Annotated in this window: 14 protein-coding genes and 1 tRNA gene; 7 read left to right on the top strand and 8 right to left on the bottom strand. The window is 60.5% G+C overall.

Annotated features, from left to right (window positions below):
• Positions 1-16: 16 nt before the first annotated feature.
• From HMPREF2842_RS02995 to HMPREF2842_RS02985, 3 genes are all read left to right on the top strand, one after another.
• Positions 17-244: a phosphopantetheine-binding protein gene (locus tag HMPREF2842_RS02995; protein WP_005507422.1), complete on the top strand. Its 228-nt coding sequence runs from the start codon at positions 17-19 to the stop codon at positions 242-244.
• Positions 245-500: 256 nt separating this feature from the next.
• Complete coding sequence (locus HMPREF2842_RS02990; RefSeq protein ID WP_210398783.1) at positions 501-4,895, top strand: non-ribosomal peptide synthetase; 4,395 nt, start codon at positions 501-503, stop codon at positions 4,893-4,895.
• A gap of 680 nt (positions 4,896-5,575) precedes the next feature.
• On the top strand, positions 5,576-6,442 hold the full coding sequence (locus tag HMPREF2842_RS02985) for a hypothetical protein (protein ID WP_070642655.1): 867 nt from the start codon (positions 5,576-5,578) through the stop codon (positions 6,440-6,442).
• Positions 6,443-6,525: 83 nt separating this feature from the next.
• Here HMPREF2842_RS02985 and aceE read toward each other — a convergent pair whose 3' ends face one another.
• Positions 6,526-9,258: a pyruvate dehydrogenase (acetyl-transferring), homodimeric type gene (gene aceE / locus HMPREF2842_RS02980; RefSeq protein WP_070642652.1), complete on the bottom strand. Its 2,733-nt coding sequence runs from the start codon at positions 9,256-9,258 to the stop codon at positions 6,526-6,528.
• Positions 9,259-9,738: 480 nt separating this feature from the next.
• On the opposite strand from aceE, the gene HMPREF2842_RS02975 reads away from it, so the two are divergent.
• A tRNA-Val gene (locus tag HMPREF2842_RS02975) sits at positions 9,739-9,811 on the top strand.
• 171 nt (positions 9,812-9,982) lie between these two features.
• Positions 9,983-11,455, top strand: a complete 1,473-nt coding sequence (gndA, locus tag HMPREF2842_RS02970) for an NADP-dependent phosphogluconate dehydrogenase (protein WP_005505596.1) — start codon at positions 9,983-9,985, stop codon at positions 11,453-11,455.
• Between the two features lie 220 nt (positions 11,456-11,675).
• Here the strand turns inward: gndA and epsC are convergent, their stop codons facing one another.
• The 7 genes from epsC to HMPREF2842_RS09345 all read right to left on the bottom strand — a co-directional run bounded on the left by epsC (position 11,676) and on the right by HMPREF2842_RS09345 (position 19,011).
• Positions 11,676-12,260, bottom strand: coding sequence for a serine O-acetyltransferase EpsC (gene epsC, locus HMPREF2842_RS02965; RefSeq protein WP_049347410.1), 585 nt, complete (start codon positions 12,258-12,260; stop codon positions 11,676-11,678).
• 298 nt (positions 12,261-12,558) lie between these two features.
• Positions 12,559-13,494, bottom strand: a complete 936-nt coding sequence (gene cysK / locus HMPREF2842_RS02960; protein ID WP_005505601.1) for a cysteine synthase A — start codon at positions 13,492-13,494, stop codon at positions 12,559-12,561.
• Between the two features lie 401 nt (positions 13,495-13,895).
• Complete coding sequence (locus tag HMPREF2842_RS02955) at positions 13,896-14,672, bottom strand: DUF6318 family protein (protein WP_012903318.1); 777 nt, start codon at positions 14,670-14,672, stop codon at positions 13,896-13,898.
• Positions 14,673-14,789: 117 nt separating this feature from the next.
• On the bottom strand, positions 14,790-15,770 hold the full coding sequence (locus HMPREF2842_RS02950; RefSeq protein WP_049349020.1) for a DUF6318 family protein: 981 nt from the start codon (positions 15,768-15,770) through the stop codon (positions 14,790-14,792).
• 107 nt (positions 15,771-15,877) lie between these two features.
• Positions 15,878-16,720: a DUF6318 family protein gene (locus HMPREF2842_RS02945; protein ID WP_070642649.1), complete on the bottom strand. Its 843-nt coding sequence runs from the start codon at positions 16,718-16,720 to the stop codon at positions 15,878-15,880.
• Between the two features lie 271 nt (positions 16,721-16,991).
• A complete protein-coding gene (locus HMPREF2842_RS02940) occupies positions 16,992-18,188 on the bottom strand; it encodes a DUF6318 family protein (protein ID WP_070642647.1) in 1,197 nt (398 codons plus the stop codon).
• Between the two features lie 268 nt (positions 18,189-18,456).
• Positions 18,457-19,011: a DUF6318 family protein gene (locus tag HMPREF2842_RS09345; protein WP_246823162.1), complete on the bottom strand. Its 555-nt coding sequence runs from the start codon at positions 19,009-19,011 to the stop codon at positions 18,457-18,459.
• Between the two features lie 918 nt (positions 19,012-19,929).
• On the opposite strand from HMPREF2842_RS09345, the gene HMPREF2842_RS02930 reads away from it, so the two are divergent.
• On the top strand, positions 19,930-21,876 hold the full coding sequence (locus tag HMPREF2842_RS02930; protein WP_049342117.1) for a dynamin family protein: 1,947 nt from the start codon (positions 19,930-19,932) through the stop codon (positions 21,874-21,876).
• A gap of 48 nt (positions 21,877-21,924) precedes the next feature.
• On the top strand, positions 21,925-23,802 hold the full coding sequence (locus tag HMPREF2842_RS02925) for a GTPase (RefSeq protein ID WP_070642643.1): 1,878 nt from the start codon (positions 21,925-21,927) through the stop codon (positions 23,800-23,802).
• Positions 23,803-23,818 lie beyond the last annotated feature (16 nt).

The following is a 23,818-nucleotide window of genomic DNA, read 5'->3' as shown; positions in this document are numbered from 1 at the left end:
CCTATTGAGGAGAAAAATGTCCGCATTTGAGACCCTGCGCCCCATCATGGAGAAGTACATCGTCGAGCCCGACTCCCTGCAGACCGCTTTTGACGAGCCGACCACCGACCTGTTCTCCCTAGGCATGGACTCTATGGGCGCATTCGCCCTGCTCGACGACCTTGCCGCTGAGGGCGCCGTGATTGAGTTTACCGAGCTGGTAGAGAACCCGACCGTGGAGTTCATCGCCTCCCGCCTGGGCTAAGCGTTACCGCACCCCGAGTGCCCGCCTGCCGCGAATGCAGGCGGGTACCCGGGGTGTTTGCTACTCGCCTCGTTTTTCTTTGCGCAGGTTTTGTGCCGTGTTGTGTGGCTGCGTTTACCCTTGTCAGCGCACTTCTGCCAACGCACTTCTGCCAGCGTGAAGCGGCGGAGCAGTAGCCTACCTTTCACACTTACCTTTCACACACCGCATATCATCCCTAATCCAGACCCCTAATCCAGACCTTTGAGAGGCCACCATGGGCGTAGCTGATACTACCGCACCCGCTAGCTTCGGGACTGCTTCCGACCTTCGCACCGCCGCGAACCCCTCCGCACAGCACAGCGCTGACAGCCCCTGGCTGCCGCTGACCACTAACGCGCGCGGCATCTACTTTGCCGCCGCGATTGACCCGACGAACCCCTGCTACAACACTGCGGAGGTTCTGCAATGCCCCGCAGATACCGACCTCGCTCTGCTGCGTGAGGCTTTTGAACAGCTCTACCGCGAGAACGAGGGTTTCCGCGTGCGCACCCGCATTGCCGATGGCGCCGCCTCCCAGCAGATTCTGCCGCTTGAGGCGTTCCTCGAGGGTATTGACCTGCTCGTGGACGGAGGCGAACTGGACGGGGGCGAACTGGAGGAGGGCGAGCTGAACGGCACCGCAGAGGCGGGGGAGGAGAACGCCTCTGACCTGCCTGACTCAGCCCTGCCTGACTCTGATTTGCCCGCGCCGGTGCGCGCCTGGGCACAGCGCCTGCTCGCCCAGCCCCTTACCACCGATGAGGGCGTGACCGTGCGCAGCGCCGTGGCGCGTTACGGCGGGTTCCTCTGGGTGTACCATTCCTTCTCCCACGTGGTTGCCGACGGATTCGCCGCGTTCAACGGCCTTTCCCGCGTGGCGGCGATATACCGCGCCCTGTCCGCCGGTCAGCCGGTTCCGGCAACCCGCCGCATGAGTCTGCAGCAGCTGCTCGACGCGGACGATGCCGCCTCCAGCGCCCGTGACGAAGACGTCGCCTTCTGGGAGGCGAGCGGCGCCCTGGAGCAGGAAGACACCTCCCTGGCGGGTCGTACCGCATCCCCGTCGGCGCAGTCTGTGCGCCTGGCGTTCAGCATTGATGTGCCCACCCAGCAGGCTCTGCTGGATGCGGCAAAGCAGCACGCCGTCTCCTGGCCCGTGCTGGCGACCGCCGCTGTCGGCTCGTACCTGGCGCGTGTGGGCGGCTACCCGCAGGCTTCGTTCGGCGTGCCGCAGATGAACCGCATGTTCGCCCGCACCCTGCCGGAGGCGACCCGCGCCCTGGGTACGGCGAGCGCGCAGACCGGCTGTACCGCGGTGAATGTGTTGCCGGTGCAGGTTGCGGCGACCGGCCCCATCACGGAATCCCTGCACTCGGTGAAGGAGCAGTACGCCCGCAACGCTGAGCATCCGCTGGCTCGTCAGGAAGACCTCGAGCGTACCGCGCGTAATGCCCAGTCCAGGCTGTTTGGTGCGCAGATTAACGTGGTGCCCTTTGACGCGGTGCTGCCGCTGGCGGCGCCCTCGAAGGACGAGTCCGGATCCGCGGTACCGACCGCGCGTATTCACAATATCTCTGCCGGTCCCGTTGCTGACGCGACCTTCACCCTGCGCGGCATGCCCGGCCGCGGCAACAGCATCTCCTGCGAGATTGACATGAACCCGGCGCTCTACACCGCTGAGGAGCTGGAACGTCACGCCGCCCGCCTGAGCGAGTGGCTACCCGCCTACGCCGCGGAGGCGCAGCGCGAGGACGCCTCCCTGAACAATCTCGGCTTGGCGACCGAGGCGGAGCTTGCGACCCTGCGCGAGCTGACCGCCCCGGCGCTGACCGAGCACCCGCTGGAGTACAAGACCCTGCTGGGTCGCTTCCATGACGCGGTGGCGGCACATCCGCAGGCGCTCGCGGTGCTGGATTCTGCCCCCGCGCCCGGTGAGGTGCTCACCCCCGAGTCGGAGCGCGCCTACGCTTTTGACCGCGCCCTCACCTACGCCGAGCTGGATGAGCGCGCCCGTGCGCTTGCCGCGCAGCTGCTGGACTGGGGTGTTCGCCCTTCCGACGCGGTGGGTCTGCGTGTGCACCGCGGCGCCGAGCAGTACGTGGCGCTGTACGCCCTGCTGTACGCTGGCGCCACCTATGTGCCGGTGCTTCCGGATCTGCCCGCTGAGCGTGTGGGCGTGATGATGGAGGACGCCGAGTGCTCCCTGCTTCTGCACGGCCCCGGCCTGCACCCGCTGAACGCGGAAGAGCTGAACCCGCAGGAACCGCAGCGTCACGCGAACCTGCCGCAGCATACTCTGCCCCTACTGAGCGCCGAGGAACCCAACGGGGAACACTCCTCAGCACCCGCCGCAGAGGAGCTTCCGGGCGCGAAAACCGGTCTGGACGAGGACGCTTACGTGCTCTTCACCTCCGGCTCCACGGGCAGGCCTAAGGGCGTTGCCATCAGCCACCGCGCGATTGATAACCGCCTGCGCTGGCAGCAGCACCAGATTCCGGTGGGGGAGGGCGACCGCGTTCTGCACAAGACCCCCATCTCCTTTGACGTGCACGTGTGGGAGCTGTACTGGCCTCTCGCCGAGGGTGCCGCCGTGGTCATTGCCGCGCCGGAGGGTCACCGCGACCCCGCCTACCTGGCGCGAGTGATTGCCGAGCAGTCCGTCACTGCGGTGCACTTTGTGCCGACCATGCTGTCGGCGCTGACCTCTTCGCCGGCGGCGCGCCGCATCCTGGCTGATGCTGGCTTCGGTCAGGATCGAGAGCAGCCCCTGCGCTACGTGGTCTGCTCGGGTGAGGCGCTGCAGAAGGACCAGGTGCAGGCTGCGGGCGAGGTTCTGGGCGTGTACCCGCTGAACCTGTACGGCCCGACCGAGGCGGCGGTGGATGTCACCTTCTGGGAGACGTCCAACGACCCGCAGCGTGAGAGCGTGCCCATTGGCGAGCCGGTCTGGAACACCGGAACCCTGATTCTTGACCCGACCGGCCACCCCGTGCCGGTGGGCGTGACGGGCGAACTGCACCTGTCGGGCGTGCAGCTGGCGCGCGGCTACAAGAACAACCCGCAGGCGACCGCGGCGGCTTTCGTGGAGCAGGCTCCCGCCGGTGCGCTCGTACTGCTGAACGGTGAGAGTCAGCGCCTGTACCGTACGGGCGATTTGGCGTGCTGGGAGATTCTTCCCGATGGCCGTGCCGTCATTGGTTACCGCGGCCGCACGGACTATCAGATTAAGGTGCGCGGTCAGCGCCTGGAGCTGGGCGATATTGAGATGGCTCTTGCAGCGGTTGAGGGCGTGAGCGCTTCGGTGGCTCTGCTGTACCGCGGCCTGCGTGAGCCCGCCCTGGCGGCGGTGCTGGAGGTCGGCGACGTGCCCGCTGAGCGTGCTGAGCAGCTGGTGGAGGCGGCGCGTGAGCATTGTGCGCAGGTTCTGCCGGACTACATGGTGCCGACCCTGTGGCACACCCTGCCTGCTCTGCCGGTGAGCCCCTCCGGTAAGGCGGATCGCAAGCTGTTGGCGTCCCTCGACCTGACCCCTCAGACTTCTGATGCTGAGGGCCCGCACGGCCTGCTGGAGCAGCAGCTGTGCTCGATTATTGCCGGTGTGCTGGGTCGTGAGCGTTTCGGCGTGGATGAGGATTTCTTCGCCTCGGGTGGTCATTCGCTGGCGGCTCTTGAGGTGATTGCCGCGGTTGAGGAGCAGCTGGGTCTGAGCGTGAGCATTGGTGCGCTGTTTGCGCATCCGACAGTGCAGGCTTTGGCGGCGTCCATTGCGGGCGAGCGTGGCGAGGGTGCGGAGTTCGCGCCGGTTCTGCCGCTGCGTGAGCACATTTTGACTCAGCGCGAACACGTTGTGACTCAGCGTGAGCAGCCCGTTGTCCCCGATACTACCGGTGCCCCCGCGCCGCTGTTTATTCTGCCGCCTGCTGGTGGTTTGGGCTGGTGCTATGCGGGGTACCTTTCGCATCTTCCGGCTCAGCAGGGTGTGTATGCTGTGCAGGCTGAGGCGTTCTCTGACCCGAATGCCGGGTTTGCGTCGAGTTTGCAGGAGCTGGCTGAGGGCTACCTGAAGCTGATCGAGAAGACCCTGGCGGAGCGTTCGTTGCCGCGTCGTTTTGCGTTGATGGGCTGGTCTGTGGGCGGTACTGCCGCGGTGCAGGTGGCGGCTCTGGCGCAGGCTGCGGGTGCGCAGGTTGAGCGCGTCATCCTGTTGGATGCGTATCCTTCGGAGCAGTGGCAGGGCGTGCCTGCGCCGGATGAGCAGGAGAGCTTCCGCGCGCTGTTGCGTATGGGCGGTTTGCCGGAGCCTGCCGCCGATGAGCGGCTTGATTTGCCGGGTACGTTGGAGCGTCTGCAGCGGGCGGGTTCGGCGATGGGTTACCTACCGGAGGAGAAGCTGGGCGTGTGCTTGGGTAGTATGCGTGCTTCAGCGGCACTGATGCGTGGTGCTGAGCAGGCGTTCTTTGAAGGGGACGTGTTGCTGGTGGGTGTGCCGCATGAGGATCAGCCGTACCTGGATGCGGAGGGTTGGTCGGCGCATGCGTCGTCGTTCCGTTCGGTGCTGCTGGAGGGTACGCACCCTGACCTGGTGAATCCGACGCGTCTGGCGGAGGTGACCGGCCACTTCGCCGGCTAACCCTCTATAACTGATGTAGCCCGGAGGTAATAGTCGTTACCTCCGGGCTACATCGGTTAAAACATGCATGCGTGTTCTTATCATAAAGAGTATCTTTTAGGTGATTTTAGTCATATAAAAGATTTGTGTAAAAAATTATCGGTACACAAATGGCGCAAAATGCCAAATTTTACAGACCTTATTATACACATACACTCTTAAATTTTGTGACACATGACTCATTTGTTGCTTGAAAAGACTCCTTAATGAGTGCTAGATTGAAGCCACCTCTTAAATATGATTCCGATTACATAGATTGGGATTGTATCTAAGAGAACGACTCGGCATACACCAGGTCTTGAAACGTATCTCACTCATGCAGAAGGATATCCTTCTCAAAACACTAGGAGTTTACGATGAAGCTCTAGAACATTCTCCTAGTAGTCATGACGCTGCAGACCCCCCTGTGTATTGTCTGCACATAGCGGCTTGATCCTTTCGTCATGGGTGCGCTCCCAAACTAGTAGGTATTCCCCCATGCCCGAAGTCCTGCTTGAACTTTGGTTCAGCATAGGGCTTAGCATAGACAACTGATTCCCTAAGCACCCGTATTACTGGGCACTACATGGTGATTATCGCCAGAGCATAACCCAGCTTTCTTTACTACCGCATATTCTTTATCCAATTAAGGAGGGAGAATTATGAACCTCAAGAAATTCTTTCAACCCGCAATGGCTATAACGTTTGCATTCACGTTAGCCTGCACATCCTGTTCTGCAGGCCCGCAACTAGAACGTGATGAAACAGCCCAAGCAACTCTAGACTATAAAAACAACCAAATCATTACTCCACTCGAAGAATACAATGACCTTTTAGATGAAAATTCCCAGTATTACACTCGAGCCTTGGAAATTCTCAGGCAGCGCTGTTTCGCAAAACACGGCCAATCCTATGAAATATATATCCCGGATGTAGAAGATAGGAAATTCTTTTCGTCCGGTCGCGAGTTTGGCCTCTGGAACCCCGAATACGCCGCCAAATATGGAAACTACAAGCGAGGGAATGCACCATCATCCGGGGGCTATGACACAAAAATCATGGAACAGTGCATGCCTGAAATCTTAGCCACGTTGAAAGAGATCGCGGGCATCAGCCTCGAAGAGCAAAGTGGCCTCACAGAAGCCTATCGTCGAATCCACGGCGAATCCTATGCAGCTGCCATGAATCATCCTGAATGGAAAAAATACCGTGAAGCATGGTGGAAATGCCTATCGGATAAAGGTCTAACGCCACGAAAAGGCGACGAAGAATGGGGTACAAAAGAACTATCAAATGCAACCCGTGCTAGCGGTGATAATAATGCCCCGGCATCAGAAGAAGAAATTCGACTCAGCGTCATTGAAGCACAATGCAGTAAAGATACAGGAATGGCTCAAGGTCTTGCTAATCTTGTAGCTTCGTATCAAAAACCGCTCATCCGGGATAATGAAACAAAACTAGAAGAACAGCGAAAGCAGCTATCAGAAGTTAATCTCCGATATAAAGAGTGGGTTCTCAAAAACCAATAAATATAATGCCCCCGGTTGATGAATCATCAACCGGGGGCATCGTTTAGCTTCTAACGCAGAACCGGGGTTCTACCGCTAAATGCTTAGTGCTGCTCCAGCTCGGAGTTAGCGTTCACGTTCAGCAGGTCGTACTTAGCGAATGCCTTCGCGGGAACGTCTGCTGCAACCTCGCCGCGCTTTGCCAGCATCTGCAGGGTACGGACAACAACCGACTCTGCATCGATGTGGAAGAAGCGACGTGCACCCGGGCGGGTGTCTGCGAAGCCGAAGCCGTCAGCACCCAGGGTTGCGAAGTCGTTCGGAACGAACTGGCGGATCTGGTCGGGAACATCCGAAGCGAAGTCGGTGGTCGCGACAATCGGGCCAGCAGCGCCAGCCAGCTTCTGGGTCACGTAAGGAACGCGAGCGGGCTGGTTCGGGTTCAGCAGAGCCTCTTCCTCAGCGGCAATGCCGTCGCGGCGCAGCTCGGTCCACGAGGTGACAGACCAGAGGTCTGCGGAGACGCCCCAGTCCTCAGCCAGCAGCTGCTGAGCCTTCTCAGCCCACGGAACAGCAACGCCGGATGCCAGCAGCTGTGCCTTGGGACCGGAGGTCAGCGGGGACTCGCTGATCTTGTGGATACCCTTGATGATGCCCTCAACGTCAACGTTTGCCGGCTCAGCAGGCTGGTGAATCGGCTCGTTGTACACGGTCAGGTAGTACATGACGTTGTGGTCTTCGTCCTTGGTACCGTACATCTGCTCGATACCGCGCTCCACGATGTGAGCAATCTCGTAGCCGTATGCCGGGTCGTAGATCTTGAACGCCGGGTTGGTGGACGCCAGGATGGGGGAGTGACCGTCGTTGTGCTGCAGACCCTCACCGGACAGGGTGGTACGACCTGCGGTTGCACCGATGACGAAGCCGCGGCACAGCTGGTCGGCAGCAGCCCAGAAGCCGTCGCCAGTGCGCTGGAAGCCGAACATCGAGTAGAAGATGTAAATCGGGATCATCGGCTCGCCGTGGGTGTCGTAGGAGGAGCCCAGAGCGATGAACGCAGCGGTTGCGCCTGCCTCGTTAATACCCACGTGAACGATCTGGCCCTCGGGGGACTCGGTGTAGGTGAGCATGAGCTGGTGGTCAACGGGCACGTAGTTCTGACCGTTGGGGTTGTACAGCTTAGCCGAGGGGAAGAAGGAGTCCATACCGAAGGTACGTGCCTCATCGGGGGTGATGGGAGCGATACGGTGACCGAAGCCCTTCACGCGCATGAGGTCCTTCATCAGGCGGACGAACGCCATGGTGGTAGCAGCGGTCTGCTTGCCGGAGCCCTTCTTGGTCTGTGCGTAGACCTTGGACTCGGGCAGGATAATCTCAGGCTGGGTGTTTGCACGGCCGGGGATGTAACCGCCGAGTTCCTTGCGGCGTGCCTGCATGTACTGCAGTGCCGGGTGGTTTGCCTCGGGCAGGTAGTACGGCGGGTTGTACAGATCCTTCTCCAGCTCCTCGTCGGAGATGGGGATGTTCAGGTGGTCACGGAAGCCCTTCAGTGCTTCCATGGTGAACTTCTTGATCTGGTGGGTGGAGTTACGTGCCTCGAAGTAGGGGCCGAGCTCTGCGCCCTTAATGGACTGTGCCAGGATGACGGTGGGCTTGCCCTTGGTCTCCATAGCTTCCTTGTAGGCTGCGTAGAGCTTCTTGTCGTCGTGGCCACCCAGGCGCAGGTTGAAGATCTGCTCGTCGGTCAGGTCTGCAACCAGTTCCTTGGTCTCGGGGTACTTGCCGAAGAAGTGCTCGCGGATGTAGCCACCGTCTTCGCCACGGAAGGTCTGGTAGTCACCGTCGAGGGTCTCGTTCATCAGCTGGATGAGCTTGCCGCTCTTGTCCTTCTTGAGCAGCTCGTCGTAGTCGGAGCCCCACAGGACCTTGATGACGTGCCAGCCTGCGCCGCGGAAGAATGCCTCGAGCTCCTGAACGATCTTGCCGTTACCGCGAACGGGGCCGTCCAGACGCTGCAGGTTGCAGTTGACGACGAAGGTCAGGTTGTCCAGGTGCTCGTTTGCAGCCAGCTGCAGTGCACCACGCGACTCGGGCTCGTCCATTTCGCCGTCGCCCAGGAATGCCCAGACGTGCTGCTCGGAGGTGTCCTTGATCTTGTGGTTGTGCAGGTACTTGTTGAAGGATGCCTGGTGGATTGCGTTCAGGGGGCCCAGACCCATGGAAACGGTCGGGAACTGCCAGAACTCGGGCATGCAACGGGGGTGCGGGTACGAAGGAATACCGTTTGCGCCCTTGGTCTTCTCCTGGCGGAAGCCGTCCATCTGCTCTTCGGTCAGGACGCCCTCAACGAATGCGCGGGAGTAGACACCGGGGGAGGAGTGACCCTGGAAGAAGACCTGGTCACCGCCACCGGGGTGGTTACGGCCGCGGAAGAAGTGGTTCTGGCCCATTTCGTAGAGGTCAGCCACACCTGCGAAGGTGGAGATGTGACCGCCAACGCCGATGCCCTTCTTCTGGGCACGCTGAACCATGATTGCTGCGTTCCAACGAATCCATGCGCGGTACTGGCGCTCGAGTTCCTCATCACCGGGGTACTCGGGCTGCTGGTCGACGGGGATGGTGTTGATGTAGTCGGTCTTGACCAGAGTCGGGACCTTAACACCCTTTGCGCCAGCCTCCTTGAGCAGTGCGCGAAGGATGTACTCTGCACGCTCGGTGCCGTGAGTCTTGATAAGGTCCTCGAGGGACTCGGCCCACTCCTGGGTCTCTTCTACGTCGATGTCCTTGAAGCCATCGAGAAGGGTGCTCAGGGAGTGCTCGTTCGGTACGTTAGCCAAACTAATCCAACCTCTCTTCTGTGCGGTTGTGAGATCGCCCGCCGCGCGTTGTTGCGTTGTCGAACAATCTTTGTGTTTAAGCGCCATAGATCCGTGGGGTCTACTTCGCTACTTATCTCTACTATCTTAGACCTAAATGTGGGCTTCTTGGCATCAAACGAAGGTTTTTGTGATGTGGGTTTCGCGGCTTAGCTCTCTAAGCGAAAAATATGCGCATCAAAAGTACTAGTTAGGGTCTTTTTGCACCTATATAGCGCGGAATGGTGGGGTGGGCGGAATGGCGCGGAATAAAAGGGTATGGTCTACCTAAAAGGTCAAGAATCACCATGGCTTGATGTGGCTTGTTGTGGGGTGGGTTGCGAAAAGGAAAAAAATACTGAGACATAGAACACATGTTTTCGATTTGCATGCCACACCAGAAGCCCGTATAGTTTTCTCTTGTGTTCGCCACTGAAACAAAAACAAATCAGTGAGAACTACGGGTCTTTAGCTCAGCTGGTAGAGCGCCACGTTTACACCGTGGATGTCATCGGTTCGATCCCGGTAGGACCCACCGATTACCCCGGTACCGCAAGGTGCCGGGGTTTTTCTTTACCCACTACCCGCCGCGAGGGTGCCCGGCGGGAAGCTCACGAAGATAATCCAGCCGGAACTGTGATTCCTCCAAGCATAAAACTGCACTCCACCTATATATAGCCTGCCCTAAGCGCGTATCCTTATATACATGACTGAAAACAAGAAGGCACAGATTGGTGTCACCGGCCTTGCTGTCATGGGCGCAAACCTCGCCCGCAACCTGGCACGTAACGGCTACACCGTGGCACTGCACAACCGTTCCGTAGAGAAGACCGACGCACTGCTGGCTGAGCACGGCGCAGACGGCGACTTCATCCGTACCGAGTCCCTGCAGGAACTCGTTGACTCCCTCGAGTCTCCCCGCCGCATCCTGATTATGGTCAAGGCGGGCGCACCCGTCGACGCAGTGATCGAGCAGCTCACCCCCATGCTCGATGAGGGCGACATCATTATCGACGGCGGTAACTCCCACTTCCCCGACACCATCCGTCGCGAGCACGCCCTGGCTGAAAAGGGTCTGCACTTCGTAGGCGTTGGCGTCTCCGGCGGCGAAGAGGGCGCTCTCTGGGGCCCCTCCATGATGCCCGGCGGCTCCGCAGAGTCCTACAAGCACCTGGGCCCGCTGCTCGAAAAGATCGCAGCGAAGGCACCGCAGGACGGCGCACCCTGCTGCGCATGGATCTCCACCGACGGTGCGGGTCACTTCGTGAAGATGGTCCACAACGGCATCGAGTACGCCGACATGCAGGTAATCGGTGAAGCTTACGACATTCTGCGCTCCATCGCAGGCATTGAGCCGGCACAGCAGGCAGAAATCTTCAAGACCTGGAACGAAGGCGACCTGAGCTCCTACCTGATCGAAATCACCGCAGAGGTGCTCGCACAGGTAGACGCAAAGACCGGCAAGCCCCTGGTTGACGTTATCGTTGACGCAGCGGGCCAGAAGGGTACCGGCCTGTGGACCGCTAAGGCCGGCCTGGACCTCGGTTCCCCCGTCTCCGCTATCGCAGAGTCCGTGTTTGCACGCGCCCTCTCCTCCTCCGAGCGTGAGCAGCGCGAGCAGGCACAACGCGAACTGCCCGCAGGTCTGATCGCAACCACCGGCATCGGTGCAGGCGACCCCGAGTTCGTTGAGGATGTGCGCCGCGCACTCTTCGCCTCCAAGCTCGTTGCGTACGCACAGGGCATGGACCTGCTCACCCGCGCAGGCAAGGAATACGGTTGGGATCTGAAGCTGGACACCATCGCATCGCTGTGGCGTGCAGGCTGCATCATCCGCGCCGAGCTGCTGGGCGACATCATGGCTGCCTACGCAGGCGAAGCGCCCGCGAACATGCTGCTGGCACCCGCCTTCAAGAACCTCATGGAGGAGCTCGTTCCTTCCTGGCGTCGCGTGGTGGCTAAGGCAACCGCACTGGGCATCCCCGTGCCGGTGTTCGCATCCGCACTGTCCTACTACGACGGCCTGCGCCGCGACCGCCTGCCCGCATCCCTGATTCAGGGTCAGCGTGACTTCTTCGGTGCACACACCTACGGTCGTATTGACGAAGAGGGCGCCTTCCACACCATGTGGAGCGGTGACCGTTCCGAGGTGAACGCAGCGGACATTCACGTTCACTAAGCTCACGTAGCTGAATACGTCAAAGCCCGCCTTCGGCTGGATGAGAATCCGGTCGAAGGCGGGCTTTCGTTATGTCTTGATGGGGCACCCCCGAGATGCCTCAGGGGTATCTTGAGGGGCGTATAGCAGGGGAGAAGACCTGCGGAGCCCGGTGAGGAGCTTGGAGCCTCGTGAGGAGCCGCCAGGTGCGCCTCTACCGCCTCAAAACGCTTGCTAAGCGCTAAATCCACATGGCGGGGTCAATGTACTCCACAGCGTCCACCAGAGGCTTCTTCTTCTCCGGGGTACGCGGGCGGTGCTTCGCCGGAATGCCGGTAATAATCGAATCGGCGGGGTGATCGTGGACCACCACAGCGTTCGCACCGATAGCGCTATCGGCACCAATAACCACCGGACCCAGCACCTTAGCGCCAGCACCAATGGTCACACGGTCACCAATGGTGGGGTGACGCTTCACCTTCTCCAGGGAGCGACCGCCCAGGGTCACGCCGTGGTACAGCATCACGTCGTCACCAACCTCAGCGGTCTCACCAATGACAATGCCCATGCCGTGATCAATGAAGAAACGGCGGCCAATGGTCGCACCGGGGTGAATCTCCACACCGGTCAGAAAACGAGCAAACTGCGAGAGAGTACGAGCCAGAGCCTTCGTCTCATCCTTCTGCCAGAGCTTATGGGTCAGACGGTGAACCCAAATCGCGTGCATACCCGAATAGTTCAGCGCAATCTCGACAGCGCCGCGCGCAGCAGGGTCGTGCTGGCGGACGTTCTCAATATCTTCACGCAGACGCGCAATAAAACTCATGGGTTCCCTTTCCCTCATCGGTCGCGCTCTGTGTATGCGACCTTTCCAAAGGTACCAACAACGGTGCTCATTCACCTATTCCCGAACTCTGTCGTCGTCATAGTGAGTGCTCTCTTTAACATCTCGGTCACAATTGCGTGCGGAACGTAATATTCGGGCTCGGGCGGGTCTCAGCGGGGGAGTATCGCGGGAAAACGCAAACGCTCCGCCCCGGCATGCAACCGGGACGGAGCGTCGAACACTGCGTACTGTTCTAGATGGCGGCCTCACGGGGAGGGGTGCCGAAGACCGGGGCCTATTAGCCGCGGATATCCTCGTACAGAGCGGTAGAGATGTAACGCTCACCGAAGTCGGGAACGATAGCCACAATCAGCTTGTCCTTGTTCTCAGACTTCTTAGCCTCCTCCAGAGCAGCCCACACAGCCGCACCGGAAGAAATACCGCCCAGAATACCTTCCTGGGTAGCCAGCAGGCGGGAGGTGCGCATAGCGTCCTCAGCGCTGACCGGAGTCACCGAATCGTAGATGCCGCGGTCCAGGGTGTCGGGAACGAAGTTAGCGCCCAGGCCCTGAATCTTGTGGGGACCAACGCGACCCTCGGAGAGCAGCGGGGAGTCCTTCGGCTCAACCGCAACAACCTTAACGTTCGGGTTCTGCTCCTTCAGGTACTTACCGGTACCGGAGATGGTGCCGCCGGTGCCAATACCCGCCACGAAAATGTCGACCTTACCGTCGGTTGCTTCCCAAATCTCGGGGCCGGTGGTGTTGTAGTGAATGGTGGGGTTCGCCTCGTTGGAGAACTGGGACGCCAGGATAGCGTTCTCGGTGGTCGCAACGATTTCCTTAGCCTTCTCCACAGCGCCGCGCATACCCTCGGTACCCGGGGTCAACACAATCTGAGCACCGTAAGCGCGCAGCAGCACGCGACGCTCAGCAGACATGGTCTCCGGCATGGTCAGGATGACGCGGTAACCGCGAGCAGCACCCACCATAGCCAGCGCAATACCGGTGTTACCGGAAGTGCCCTCAACAATGGTGCCGCCGGGCTTCAGCGCACCCGACTTCTCAGCAGCGTCAATGATGGCGCGACCGATACGGTCCTTAACCGAACCAGCGGGGTTGTAGAACTCAAGCTTGACCGCTACGTTACCGGGAAGACCCTCGTCCAGTCGGTTCAGCTTAACCAGGGGGGTCTGGCCGGTTGCTTCAACAATGCTGTTGAGAATCTTTGCCATGGGGTGCTCCTTCATGAGCTTGGGGGGAGGCCAGCCGCGATGGGGTCTCCGCAATGAATAATCGGTTACGTGGCAACTCTACTACTCACCGGCGGCAGGTTTAAACCTGCGGTCACAGTTCGTAATAATGCCAGAGAAAAACCTCAAGGAACGAGGTTCAGAAAGAGGGTACAGAAAAGCGCCGCACAAACCCTTTCTCGACAAAGGATGATGAATGTGCGGCGCTCTCTAGAAACATTATGTAGCCCAAAAGACAACCTCTGTATATAAGAGTAGTGGTGAACTCCGTTCACCGCAAGCTGGAGCCACAAATTTTATTGCCATCAATGGAAAAAACAGTAAAAACCGCATCCTGAGACGGCACAACGCTAAAAGCGGGGGAGAAAACCAGCCTCAGAGGACTAGTTGATGTCCATGTGAAGATCCCACTTGTTGTTCAAGTAGCGACCAACAGCCTCACCAAACATCTTCACGTGACGCTTATCAGCCGCCACAGTCTGCTCCTTGCCGTCCTTGAACAGCTTCTCACCTAGATCAACATTCAGAGTCACGGTCCAGTTGTACGCGCCCTGCGCCAGAACCGGCTGCTTAGTACCAATAGTCAAGGTAGCGGTCGGGTTCACGTACCAGGTCTTCTTCTCGTCAATACCTGCCTTAGTGGAATCCGCGTACTTCTTCATCGCCGCCAGGGTCTCCTGGTCGGTGCTGACCTCGTTCATGTAGTGCATATCGCCGGTACGCAGCAGGTACTCAAACGCCGCACCGAAGTACGCCAGAGCCGCCGCGAAGCCAGCCACCGAATTCTGGTGCATAGCCTCCGGAACAATCGGGGAAGGAACATTCTGCGGCGGGTGCTCAGCGTTACCCGGCTGGTACTCGCCGTGATCCTCCATCTTCTCCAGCTTCGCTACGCCACTGTAATCCTTATTGTCGTTAGGCAGCGGAGAGTTCGTTGCAGTAGCCGAAGCCGAAGCAGAAGCGGAAGGGGAAGCAGACGCCGATGCAGAAGCAGAGGGCGAAGCGGTAGCAGACTCAGAAGCAGCAGCAGAAGCGCTCTCAGAGCCAGAAGCGGAAGCAGACGCCTCAGAAGTAGCCTTAGAGCCACAAGCCGCCAGCAAAGCCATGGAGCTGACGCCCAGTACGCCCAGCGCCGCGCGGCGGGTCAGGTTCTCGGACATAGTGATACCTTTCAGTCAGTCGGTGATTGCAACCAGTTTAGCCGCAAACCCAACAGGATACAGAGTTGAGTGGACGAAGCGTGAGAAGCGCCTCGCAGATAAAAGCGTTATGACGAACTATGACGCCGCGGAAGTGGCGGACGCCTCAGTGGAAGCTTCAGCAGAAGCGGCGGCAGAAGCAGAAGCCGAACCGGATGCCGCGCCAGACGCCGCAGCACTTGCGGTGGATGCGCCTCCCTGGGCGGTACCTCCCTGAACAGTGGCACCGTACGCCACGCTCAGCTCCCACATCTTAGAATCAGCGTGGTAGCGGCCGCGGAAATCGCACTCCTGAACCGTCACCTGAGAAGCAGGACCCGCCGCAGTAGCAGAAGCAGAAGCCGAAGCAGTGGGGGACGCCGCATCAGACACCAGCGCATCCTCGGACGGCTCAGTAGGCTCAGCAGAAGCGCTCGCCGAGGCGACCACCGGCTGGATCTTACCCTCAGCCACCGCCTCCGTACCGAAGTCCAGAGTGTACCGGCCCTTAAACAGCAGGTTGCCATCACTCATAATGGACGGCTGCGCACTCGAAAGCGCATAGGAAGCCGACGGATTCACATACCAGGAACCCTTCTCCACACCCGCAAGAATAGAAGCCGACAGAGCATCCACCTCAGAGCGAGTCTTCGACGACAGCTGAATGCCGGTCGAGAACGCATCCGTGCTACCGGTCTTCACCAGATAATCCATAGCTGCCGCAAAATAAGCAATCGCCTCATGGAAACCCGTCACCGTATTTGCCGACAGAGCATCAGTCACCTTCGGCTTCGGAGCATTACGCGGCGGATGATCCACCGTACCCTGCTCATAATTCACCGCACCCTCATAGTGGGTGTACTCCACCAGACCCGAATAGTTCTTACCATCATCGCTGTACCCGTTCGGGTTAGCGCTCGACTTCGAACCGTTCAGGCTACCACCCTGAGAACCCGACTGCTGGCTAGAGCTACCCGAGCCGCACGCGCTCAACAGTGCCGCAGAACCCGCAACAGCGGATGCGCCCAAGCCCAGGCGCAGCAGGGAGCGGCGAGAGAAAGACTGAGAAAAAGAAGACATAAGAGAAAAAACCTTGAATCCAGGAAAGCTCGTTACTACCAGAGTAAAACAGATCATGCCCTAACCCGAGTGCGAGTTAGGGCATGATGCCTCATCCATCTGAGGGCTTAAAGGTTGTCACCATTAGAATTGCCGCCATTACCGGAGTTGCCGGAATTGCCAGCATTACCGCCGTTAGCGGCACCACCATTAGCGCCACCATTCTTAGGCTGAGTCGACGCTTGAGCCTCGTACTCATCCTGAATAGTCAAAGTCCAGTCATTATCGTGGCGCACACCGGTAATCACCAAGCCGCGCTCAGTACGGCGCACCTTCTCAGACATCTCCGCGGGAGCACCGTCAATCACCACGGTCGGACCCAAATCAATCACCAGATCAAAGGTCCACTGCACGCTCTTCTTCACCAGCGCAGGAACCGCAGTGAATGCAGACATGGTCACCTTCGGCGACACAAACCAATCACGATTCTGCGAGCTCTCATTCGACTCATCCATAAACGACGAGAACGAAGCAACGAACTTCTCATCAGCCTTCGACTCACGCAGCGGAGCCGCATCACCGGTCAGCACCAGGTAGTTAATCGCCGCATACACGAACGCAATCGAATCGTATAGACCCTGCACCGAGTTCTCCGAAGCGCTCGCCGGACGCTTGGGGAACGGCACGTTCTGCGCGGGAGCAGACTCGGTCGCCGGAATGAAATCACCCTTCTTCTCGTAGTTATCGAAGGTGACCTCGCCGCTAAAATCAGTACGCGAAGAAGCCGAAGGGGAAATCTGAGGGGTATCCGCATCAGCGTTTTCACTAGTGGAAGAAGAACCACCGCACGCAACCAGTAGGGCGCTCAAAGACACGCCCGCAACGCCCGCACCCGCGTAACGCAGAGCAGTACGGCGGCTGATGCCGGTAGTGGAACTGGGAAGCCCGGAGGTCATGGGGAAAAGCGCCACGGAGTACCTTTCGAGTGAGAATCTCAGGTGAGAGACGAGTGAGAGAACGCCTCGACGAGTGGATATCACACGCGGACATCCCTCTAGAGACAGTCCTAAGTATAACGCGCCCCCGCCTTCACACCCGTGCGTACCAGCGCTCAAATGAGCGTGATATGCCGCCCATCAGCGAACTTACCGTAGCCAGTGAACTCAGTGGAACCAGCGGGAGCATCGCACCAGATGAGGGTAGCGAAGGAGGGGACGCGTTCATCGTCTGTTAGAGGAGGGGCTACTGTGCGCCTTCACCAGGAATACCGCCGGGCGCCTCAGCGCCGGGAGCAGCATCTCCACCAGCGGCACCGGGCTGAGCGGCACCGGGATCAGGAGCACCGGGCGCTGCGCTCGGCTGAACCGTCGCAGCGGCAGGCTGAGTTGCCACAGGCTGCGCGGTAGCCGCAGGCGCCTGGGTAGCGGCAGGCTGAGGAGCCTGAGCCGCGCCACCCTGACCGGTGCCGGTCTGCGCGCTACCATTCTGCGCACCACCGTTCTGGGAGCCAGTGTACTGACGGGAACCGTTCTGGGCGGAAGGAGCCTGCGCACCACCGTTCTGAGCAGTGCCCTGAGCCGCGCCGTTACCCGAAGTATTCGCGCCGGTGTGTGCGCCAGCATTAGCCGCCACGGTGCTGTCATCAGTCACCGTCGGGGTATAGGTCGAGGAAGGATGCGCACGCGGAGTCTGAGTCGGCTTCGGGGTCAACGCGGGATCGTACTGCTGAGGCGAGATGACGACCCAGCGCTTCGCCTCCTCATCGTACTCAGCGTAGAGAGCCTTAATCTCCTGTGCCTCAGTGTCTTCCAGAGGCTTGGTCGTATTGGTCGCCTTCTCAACCTGCATACCGTGCGCCTGAGTTACGGTGCACGCCCACGCATACTTAGTGCCGCGGGTCGTCGGCTGCTTATCGGTCAGACGGAACGTCCACTCGCCGCCCACCAGCCAGTTCGTACCGGGAGCATAGAACGCACGCAACTTCTCCAGCGCCGCACGGTCGGTAGAGTTCTGCGCCTGAACCACCTGCAGAGCAGGACCGGGGTCACCAGTCATGCGGGCATAGTTCACCGCTGCCGCAAAATAAGCGAAGGTGGCGCGCAGGCTACGGGCGTTCTTCTCGTACATGCTCTCATCCTCAATGGGGATGGGCACGGCACTAGCCTTAGAATCAACGCTTGCCGGGCCGGCAGTCGGCTCAATCGTGTACACCTGACCGGTTTCCGGGTCGGTGCTACTCATCGGGGCTGCACCGTTACCCGCAATGTACTTAGTCCACTTCAGCTCGCCCGACAGATTGTCGTAGGCACCCGCAATCGAAGCGGAAGCAGTGGGGGAGGCAGTCGCCTCCGCAGTCTTTTTGGAACCGCAAGCGGCAAGCATCGCACCCAGGGCGGCGGTGCCCGTAAGCGCAATAAAGTGGCGGCGGCTGTGAATCATAGTGATCCCCTTGAATGTGCTGTGATGCGGAAGTATCGGTGATAAGTGAAGAGCTCACGCTCCAATTCTCAGCCTAACATCACGCCCCTACAGGAGGGCGCGAAGCAGTCACCCGCAGGGCGGGTAGACGCGTATTGAGGCGAAAATGGGCGGACCTCATCTAGCCCTAGCCTATAGATTTCACGCGTGGCACACAAATAAAAGCTCTTATCCGTGCCTCATATCACCCAATATGACGGGTTCTTTGAGGCACGGATGTAAAGAAGCTTTAGGCTGAGCCTCGAATATAACGAGTCGCCTTAGAAGAGGTGCTCTCATTCGGGGTCGGCTGTGCGCTCGGAGTATTCGCGGACGGTTCAGGGTTGGCCGCGGGGGTGGCGGTAGCACTCGGGGAAGAGTTCGGATCCTCCAGCATCTGCCAGCCCTCTTCACCAAAGTAGACGTAAGCATCCGCCTTCTGATTGCTGCCGTAGATACCGGTGAGCTGCTCACGCTGACGGGTCTCATGGTTGAACAGGAACGCGTTCTCGTCCACCTTCAGGGTCGCCTTCCAGCAGTAGACGTCCTGCTCGGTAGCGGGCACCGGCTGCGGGGAACTCAGGTTAATGCACATGGGGTGGTTGTTCTTAGAGACCAGCCAGCCGATGTTGTAGCGGTAGATATCGCGGTACATCTGCGCCATCTGACTAAAGTGCTCCTGGCCGGGCAAATCCATGAAGGGATTGGTGTCACCGGTGAGGAGCATGTAGTTCTGTGCCGCACCCCAGTACTGCAGGAAGGCATGCAGGCCCTCGACGGTGCGCTCTTTAGCTTCCGGGGGCATGGTGGGGCGGGGGACATTGACGGCTCGATGGCTCAGGGTGCCGTTTGAGAAATTTCCGGAACGCTCAAAGAACTGATCCGGCAAAAGAGCCGGTCCGCGACCATCCAGAGCCGATGCGGGCAGAGGCTCGGCATACGTAATACTGCGCGTGGTGGTCGCAGATTTAGTCTGGGCGCTCTGAGGAGCAACCTTGGTAGGGGAAGGGTTAGCGAGTGGTTGAGGGCGAGAAACTGCGCTGGGGCTGCAAGCGCTTGCGAGTGCACTCAATGCTGCTCCGGAAGAAAGAGCAAGAAGATGGCGACGTGACAGCGAACCGAACATACGCAACCTTTCGCAAGAGTAAAGACGGGCAGGCAGTAACGGGTAGCTCGGATGCAGTGAACCTCAACGGCAGTTGATTGCAGTTGCGTGAGGGGTCGGTGAGCGTTCCCGATGGGTGTGGCATACCGCGGTGAGTACGGATGCGATAGAAAGGGCAGGTCAAAAGCCATCTGAAGGAATCGGTGTGGGTTATGACCTGCCTGGTTGTCGTGCTCAACGATTCTAAGCGTACTTTCAGGTCCGCAATGACCATATCTGCGCTTAAAGGTAAAAAGTTATCAAATCTTAATATTTGCCCGTTTTATGCGGGTTATAAAACGTACCAATGTGTTCCGGGTAACCGCATTAAAATGTGCTTTTTTCCCGCGGAAACTCAAGGATTTTCCCACCTGCTCTTCTTATGAATAAATCATAAATTGGAGTTGTTGCACGCGGTGTGCAAGTAGTATTTCAACCTCTTCAGGTTGTCCAAACACCTATCAGAAATAGCCCCTCACACAGCCTCAACGCCCCCAACCGCACAACCTAGCCACAACGCGACCGTGCCAACACCCAAACATGGCATGAAGCTGGTGCACCCTATGGGACAATAGCGCTGTGACTACCACCGACTATGCGCAGCTCAAAGCAGCTCGCGAACTGCTCACTCGAATCCCCCTCCCGCTCGACGTAGAAGCTGGCGAAACCCCCGGCACCCCCTACGCCGTCACCCACGACGGCACCGCCGAGCACGGCACCGCCACCGCGCGCACCCTGCTCGCAGCCATGGCACGCCAACTCGACGACTACATCCTGCCGCGCAGTGCCAGCGTCGACAACCCCCTCACCATCGTGGTCGGAGGCTCCACCGGCGCCGGCAAATCCACCCTCGTCAACACTCTGCTCGGCGAACCGCTCACCCAGTCCGGCGCGATTCGACCCACCACCCGCCACCCCGTACTCCTGTACCGCGCAGAAGACGAAGCGGCGCTGTCACCCGAACGCTTCCTGCCCACCCTGCCGCGCACCCGCACCTCCGGTATGAACGCCGGATCGCAGGCACTACCCGGCCTCGACCCGAAGATTGCGCGCGCCCTCATTCCTATTACTACCTCGGCGCTACCGCAGGGCATCGCGCTCATTGACGCACCCGATATAGACTCCGTCTCCGAGGAAAACCGCACCCTCGCCAAGGAACTGCTCTCCGCCGCAGACCTGTGGCTCTTTGTCACCACCGCCAACCGCTACGCCGACGCCGTGCCCTGGGAACTGCTCCACGAAGCAGCCGCACGCTCCATCGCCATCGCCGTGGTGCTCAACCGTGTGCCCGAAGGTGACGAAGAAGCCATCGAAAACGACCTGCGACGCATGCTCGACGAAGCCGGAATCCACGCCGTCCTGATTCACACCGTCACCGAACAGCCCCGCGACGAAAGCGGCATGCTCGCACCTGTCAGCCTCGCCCCGCTGACCCTGTGGATCCGCGAACTCGGCGCCGACGCACCTGCCCGCGCCGCCATCGCCCGGCAGACCCTCGCCGGTGCCGTCGAAACCCTCGCCGGTAACCTGCAGGTGCTCGCCGCCGAACAGGCACGCCAGCAGGCGGCGCACCAGTCGCTTGCCACCATCGTCGCCGAAGAATACGAGGACGCGCTGACCACCATCGACGGGGCGCTCTCCGACGGCTCCCTGCTGCGCGGCGAAGTGCTCTCGCGCTGGCACGACTTCGTGGGAACCGGCGACTTCTTCCGCTCCCTCGACAGCACCATCGGTCGCCTGCGCGACCGCGTCAGCTCCGCCCTGCGAGGCCAGCCCGCCGCCGCCCAGAAGGTAGAAGACGCCCTTGAAAGCGGCATCCACGCCGTCGTGCTGGATGCAGCCGCCCGCGCCTCCGAAAACACCCGCACCCGCTGGCGTGCCAGCCGCGCCGGACGCTCCCTGCTGGCGCGCCTTGATGCGCCGCAGGCTGTTTCTGTTGCGCCGCAGGCTGTCTCCGCCGCACTCGAACAGAACGTAGGCGCAAACGGCGAGGCAAAGGGCAACGAAGCGAAGGGGGAAGTGCAGTCCGCCGAGGACATCTTCTCCGCAGCCGTTGCCGAACAGATTCGCCTCTGGCAGGGATCCGTCCTCGAAATGATCCGCGAAGAAGGAGCCGACAAGCGCAAACGCGCCCGCTTCCTCTCCCTGGGCGTGAACGCCACCGCCGTGATGCTCATGGTTGCCGCGTTCAGCCTCACCGGCGGCATCACCGGTATTGAGGCGGGTATCGCCGGCGGTAGCGGAGTGGTCGGCACCAAACTGCTCGAGTCCATCTTCGGTGAAGACGCGGTGCGCCGCATGGCAACCCGCGCCCGCACCGACCTGCTCGAACGCATGTCGGGGCTGCTCACTGAGCACGCTCAGCCCTTCACCGCCGTACTGGAAGAAACCGACCCGCAGGCTGATGCCGAGGACATTCACCGCGCCGCTGAGCAGGTGCAGGCAATCGCCGCAGAAATGAGCACCCAGAGTCAAACCACACAGCGCCAAGCCGCAGCCCACACTAACGGCACGGTTGCTCGCTAAACCACTCCGGACAGGCACCCCGCACCACAGACGAAGAAATAACGCACTATGACTACCCCCGAGAAGAAACTCGAGAACGCCGAGCGCAATACTACTGAGCGCAACACCGAGCGAGGCGCCACCCCCGCCGTGGCAACCTCGCCCTTCGCGCGCTCCGTCGCATCCCTCAAGGACGCCATCAGCTACGGCGAAGGACGAGTCCCCGAAACCGTGCTGCTCGACGCCGCCGCAACCCTCGAACGCCTCAGCCAACGCCGCGAACTCTCCACCGAACACACCGTCATCGGCTTCTTCGGCGCGACCGGCAGCGGCAAATCCACGCTCTTCAACGCCATCGCCGGGCAGAACATTGCCCTCTCCGCGCCCACACGCCCGACCACCTCCACCGTGCAGGCGGCAATCTGGGAAGCAGAAGGCAGCGAAGAGCTACTTGACTGGCTCGGTATCGACAAGCGCGTCTACCCGCAAACTCAGGCGCTCGCCGCCGAAGGTAACACTGCCGAGGGTAGCGAGGCTGCCGGGGGAGTAGCGGCACCCAACGCGGTAACCGAACCCGCTCCCGGACTCTTCAACCGCATCCGCCGAGCCGTCGGCGGACGCGGCGAAATGCGCACCCGAACCGGCGGTCTGATCCTGCTGGACATGCCCGACTTCGACTCGGTCACCACCACCAACCGCGACCTCGCCGCCCGCATGATGCGCTACGTGGACGTGCTCGTCTGGGTTGTCGACCCCCAAAAGTACGCCGACGCCGTCATCCACCGCGACTTCATGGTGCCGCTTGCCGCATCCGGCGCGCAGGCGCTCTGCGTGCTCAACCAGGCGGATAAACTCGCACCCGCCGAGGTGCCCGCCGTGCTCGCCTCCCTCACCCGCCTGCTCCAGGCTGAGGGTACCGAAGCGCACCTGCTTGCCGCACCCATCGCCGTCTCCGCACGAACCGGTGAGGGCGTGGACGTGCTCCGCGACCTGCTCGCCCAGGTAGCCGCCGCCAAGAGCCTATCCCTGCAGCGAACCGACGCGCAGCTGCACGCCACCGCCTCCCAGCTGCGCACCTACGCCGGGGGAGAGGGCACCGTACTCGCCGGAGCCTACGCCCTCGAAGCGGAGCAGAAGCTCGTGAAGGCATGCTACACCTCCAGCCAGGCAGAGCAGGTTTTGCAGGCGGCAACCGCCTCCTACCGCCGCACCGCGGGTCAGCACACCGGCTGGATCCTCACCCGCTGGATGAGCCGCCTGAAAGCTGACCCCCTGCGCCGCCTGCACCTGGGGCAGCAAGACGAAACGAAGAGCACGTCTAAGGCCGAGAAGTCCGCGGGCATGCTCGGTTCCGATAGCGAGAACGCACCCGAGCTGGTGGCATCCTCGCTACCTCCGCTGAGCGCCGCGCAGAAGGCTGGCATGGCAAACGCCGTGCGCCAATACAGCAAGCAGATGGCGGCCCGCATCGACGAACCGTGGAAACGCAGCATGAAGGAAGCCGCCCTCTCCCGCGAGGCTGAGCTACCCGAACTGCTCGAACGCGACATGATGCGCATCGACTACGGTCTGGGCCGCACCCGCGCCCCCTGGGTCATCTTCAATGCCCTGCAGTGGATCGCGCTAATGAGCGCCCTGGTAGGCGTCGGCTGGCTGACCCTGATTTCCGGCATGGCGTACCTGCAGATTCAGCTGCCGCCCGCCCCGACCCCCGAAGGCTCCCCGGTGCCCCTGCCGACCCTGCTTCTGCTGCTGGGTGTGCTGCTCGGTATCGCCTCGGCGGGTGTGGGCAGGCTACTTACCGCCATGGGTTCACGCTACTACGCACGTAAGCTGCGAGGTCGCCTGCAGACCGGCGTGGAGAAGGCGGTGCAGTCCTGCGTGGTCGCCCCGGTACAGCAGGAAGCAAAGCGCCTGAACGCCTACCGTAAGGCGCTGGACATCTAGCGGACCAGCTTCCGAG

It is taken from the genome of Rothia sp. HMSC069C10 (genome assembly GCF_001812205.1).
Classification (GTDB): domain Bacteria; phylum Actinomycetota; class Actinomycetes; order Actinomycetales; family Micrococcaceae; genus Rothia; species Rothia mucilaginosa.
Note: the sequence above shows the minus strand (reverse complement) of the source record. Positions and strands in the feature narration are given on the sequence as shown.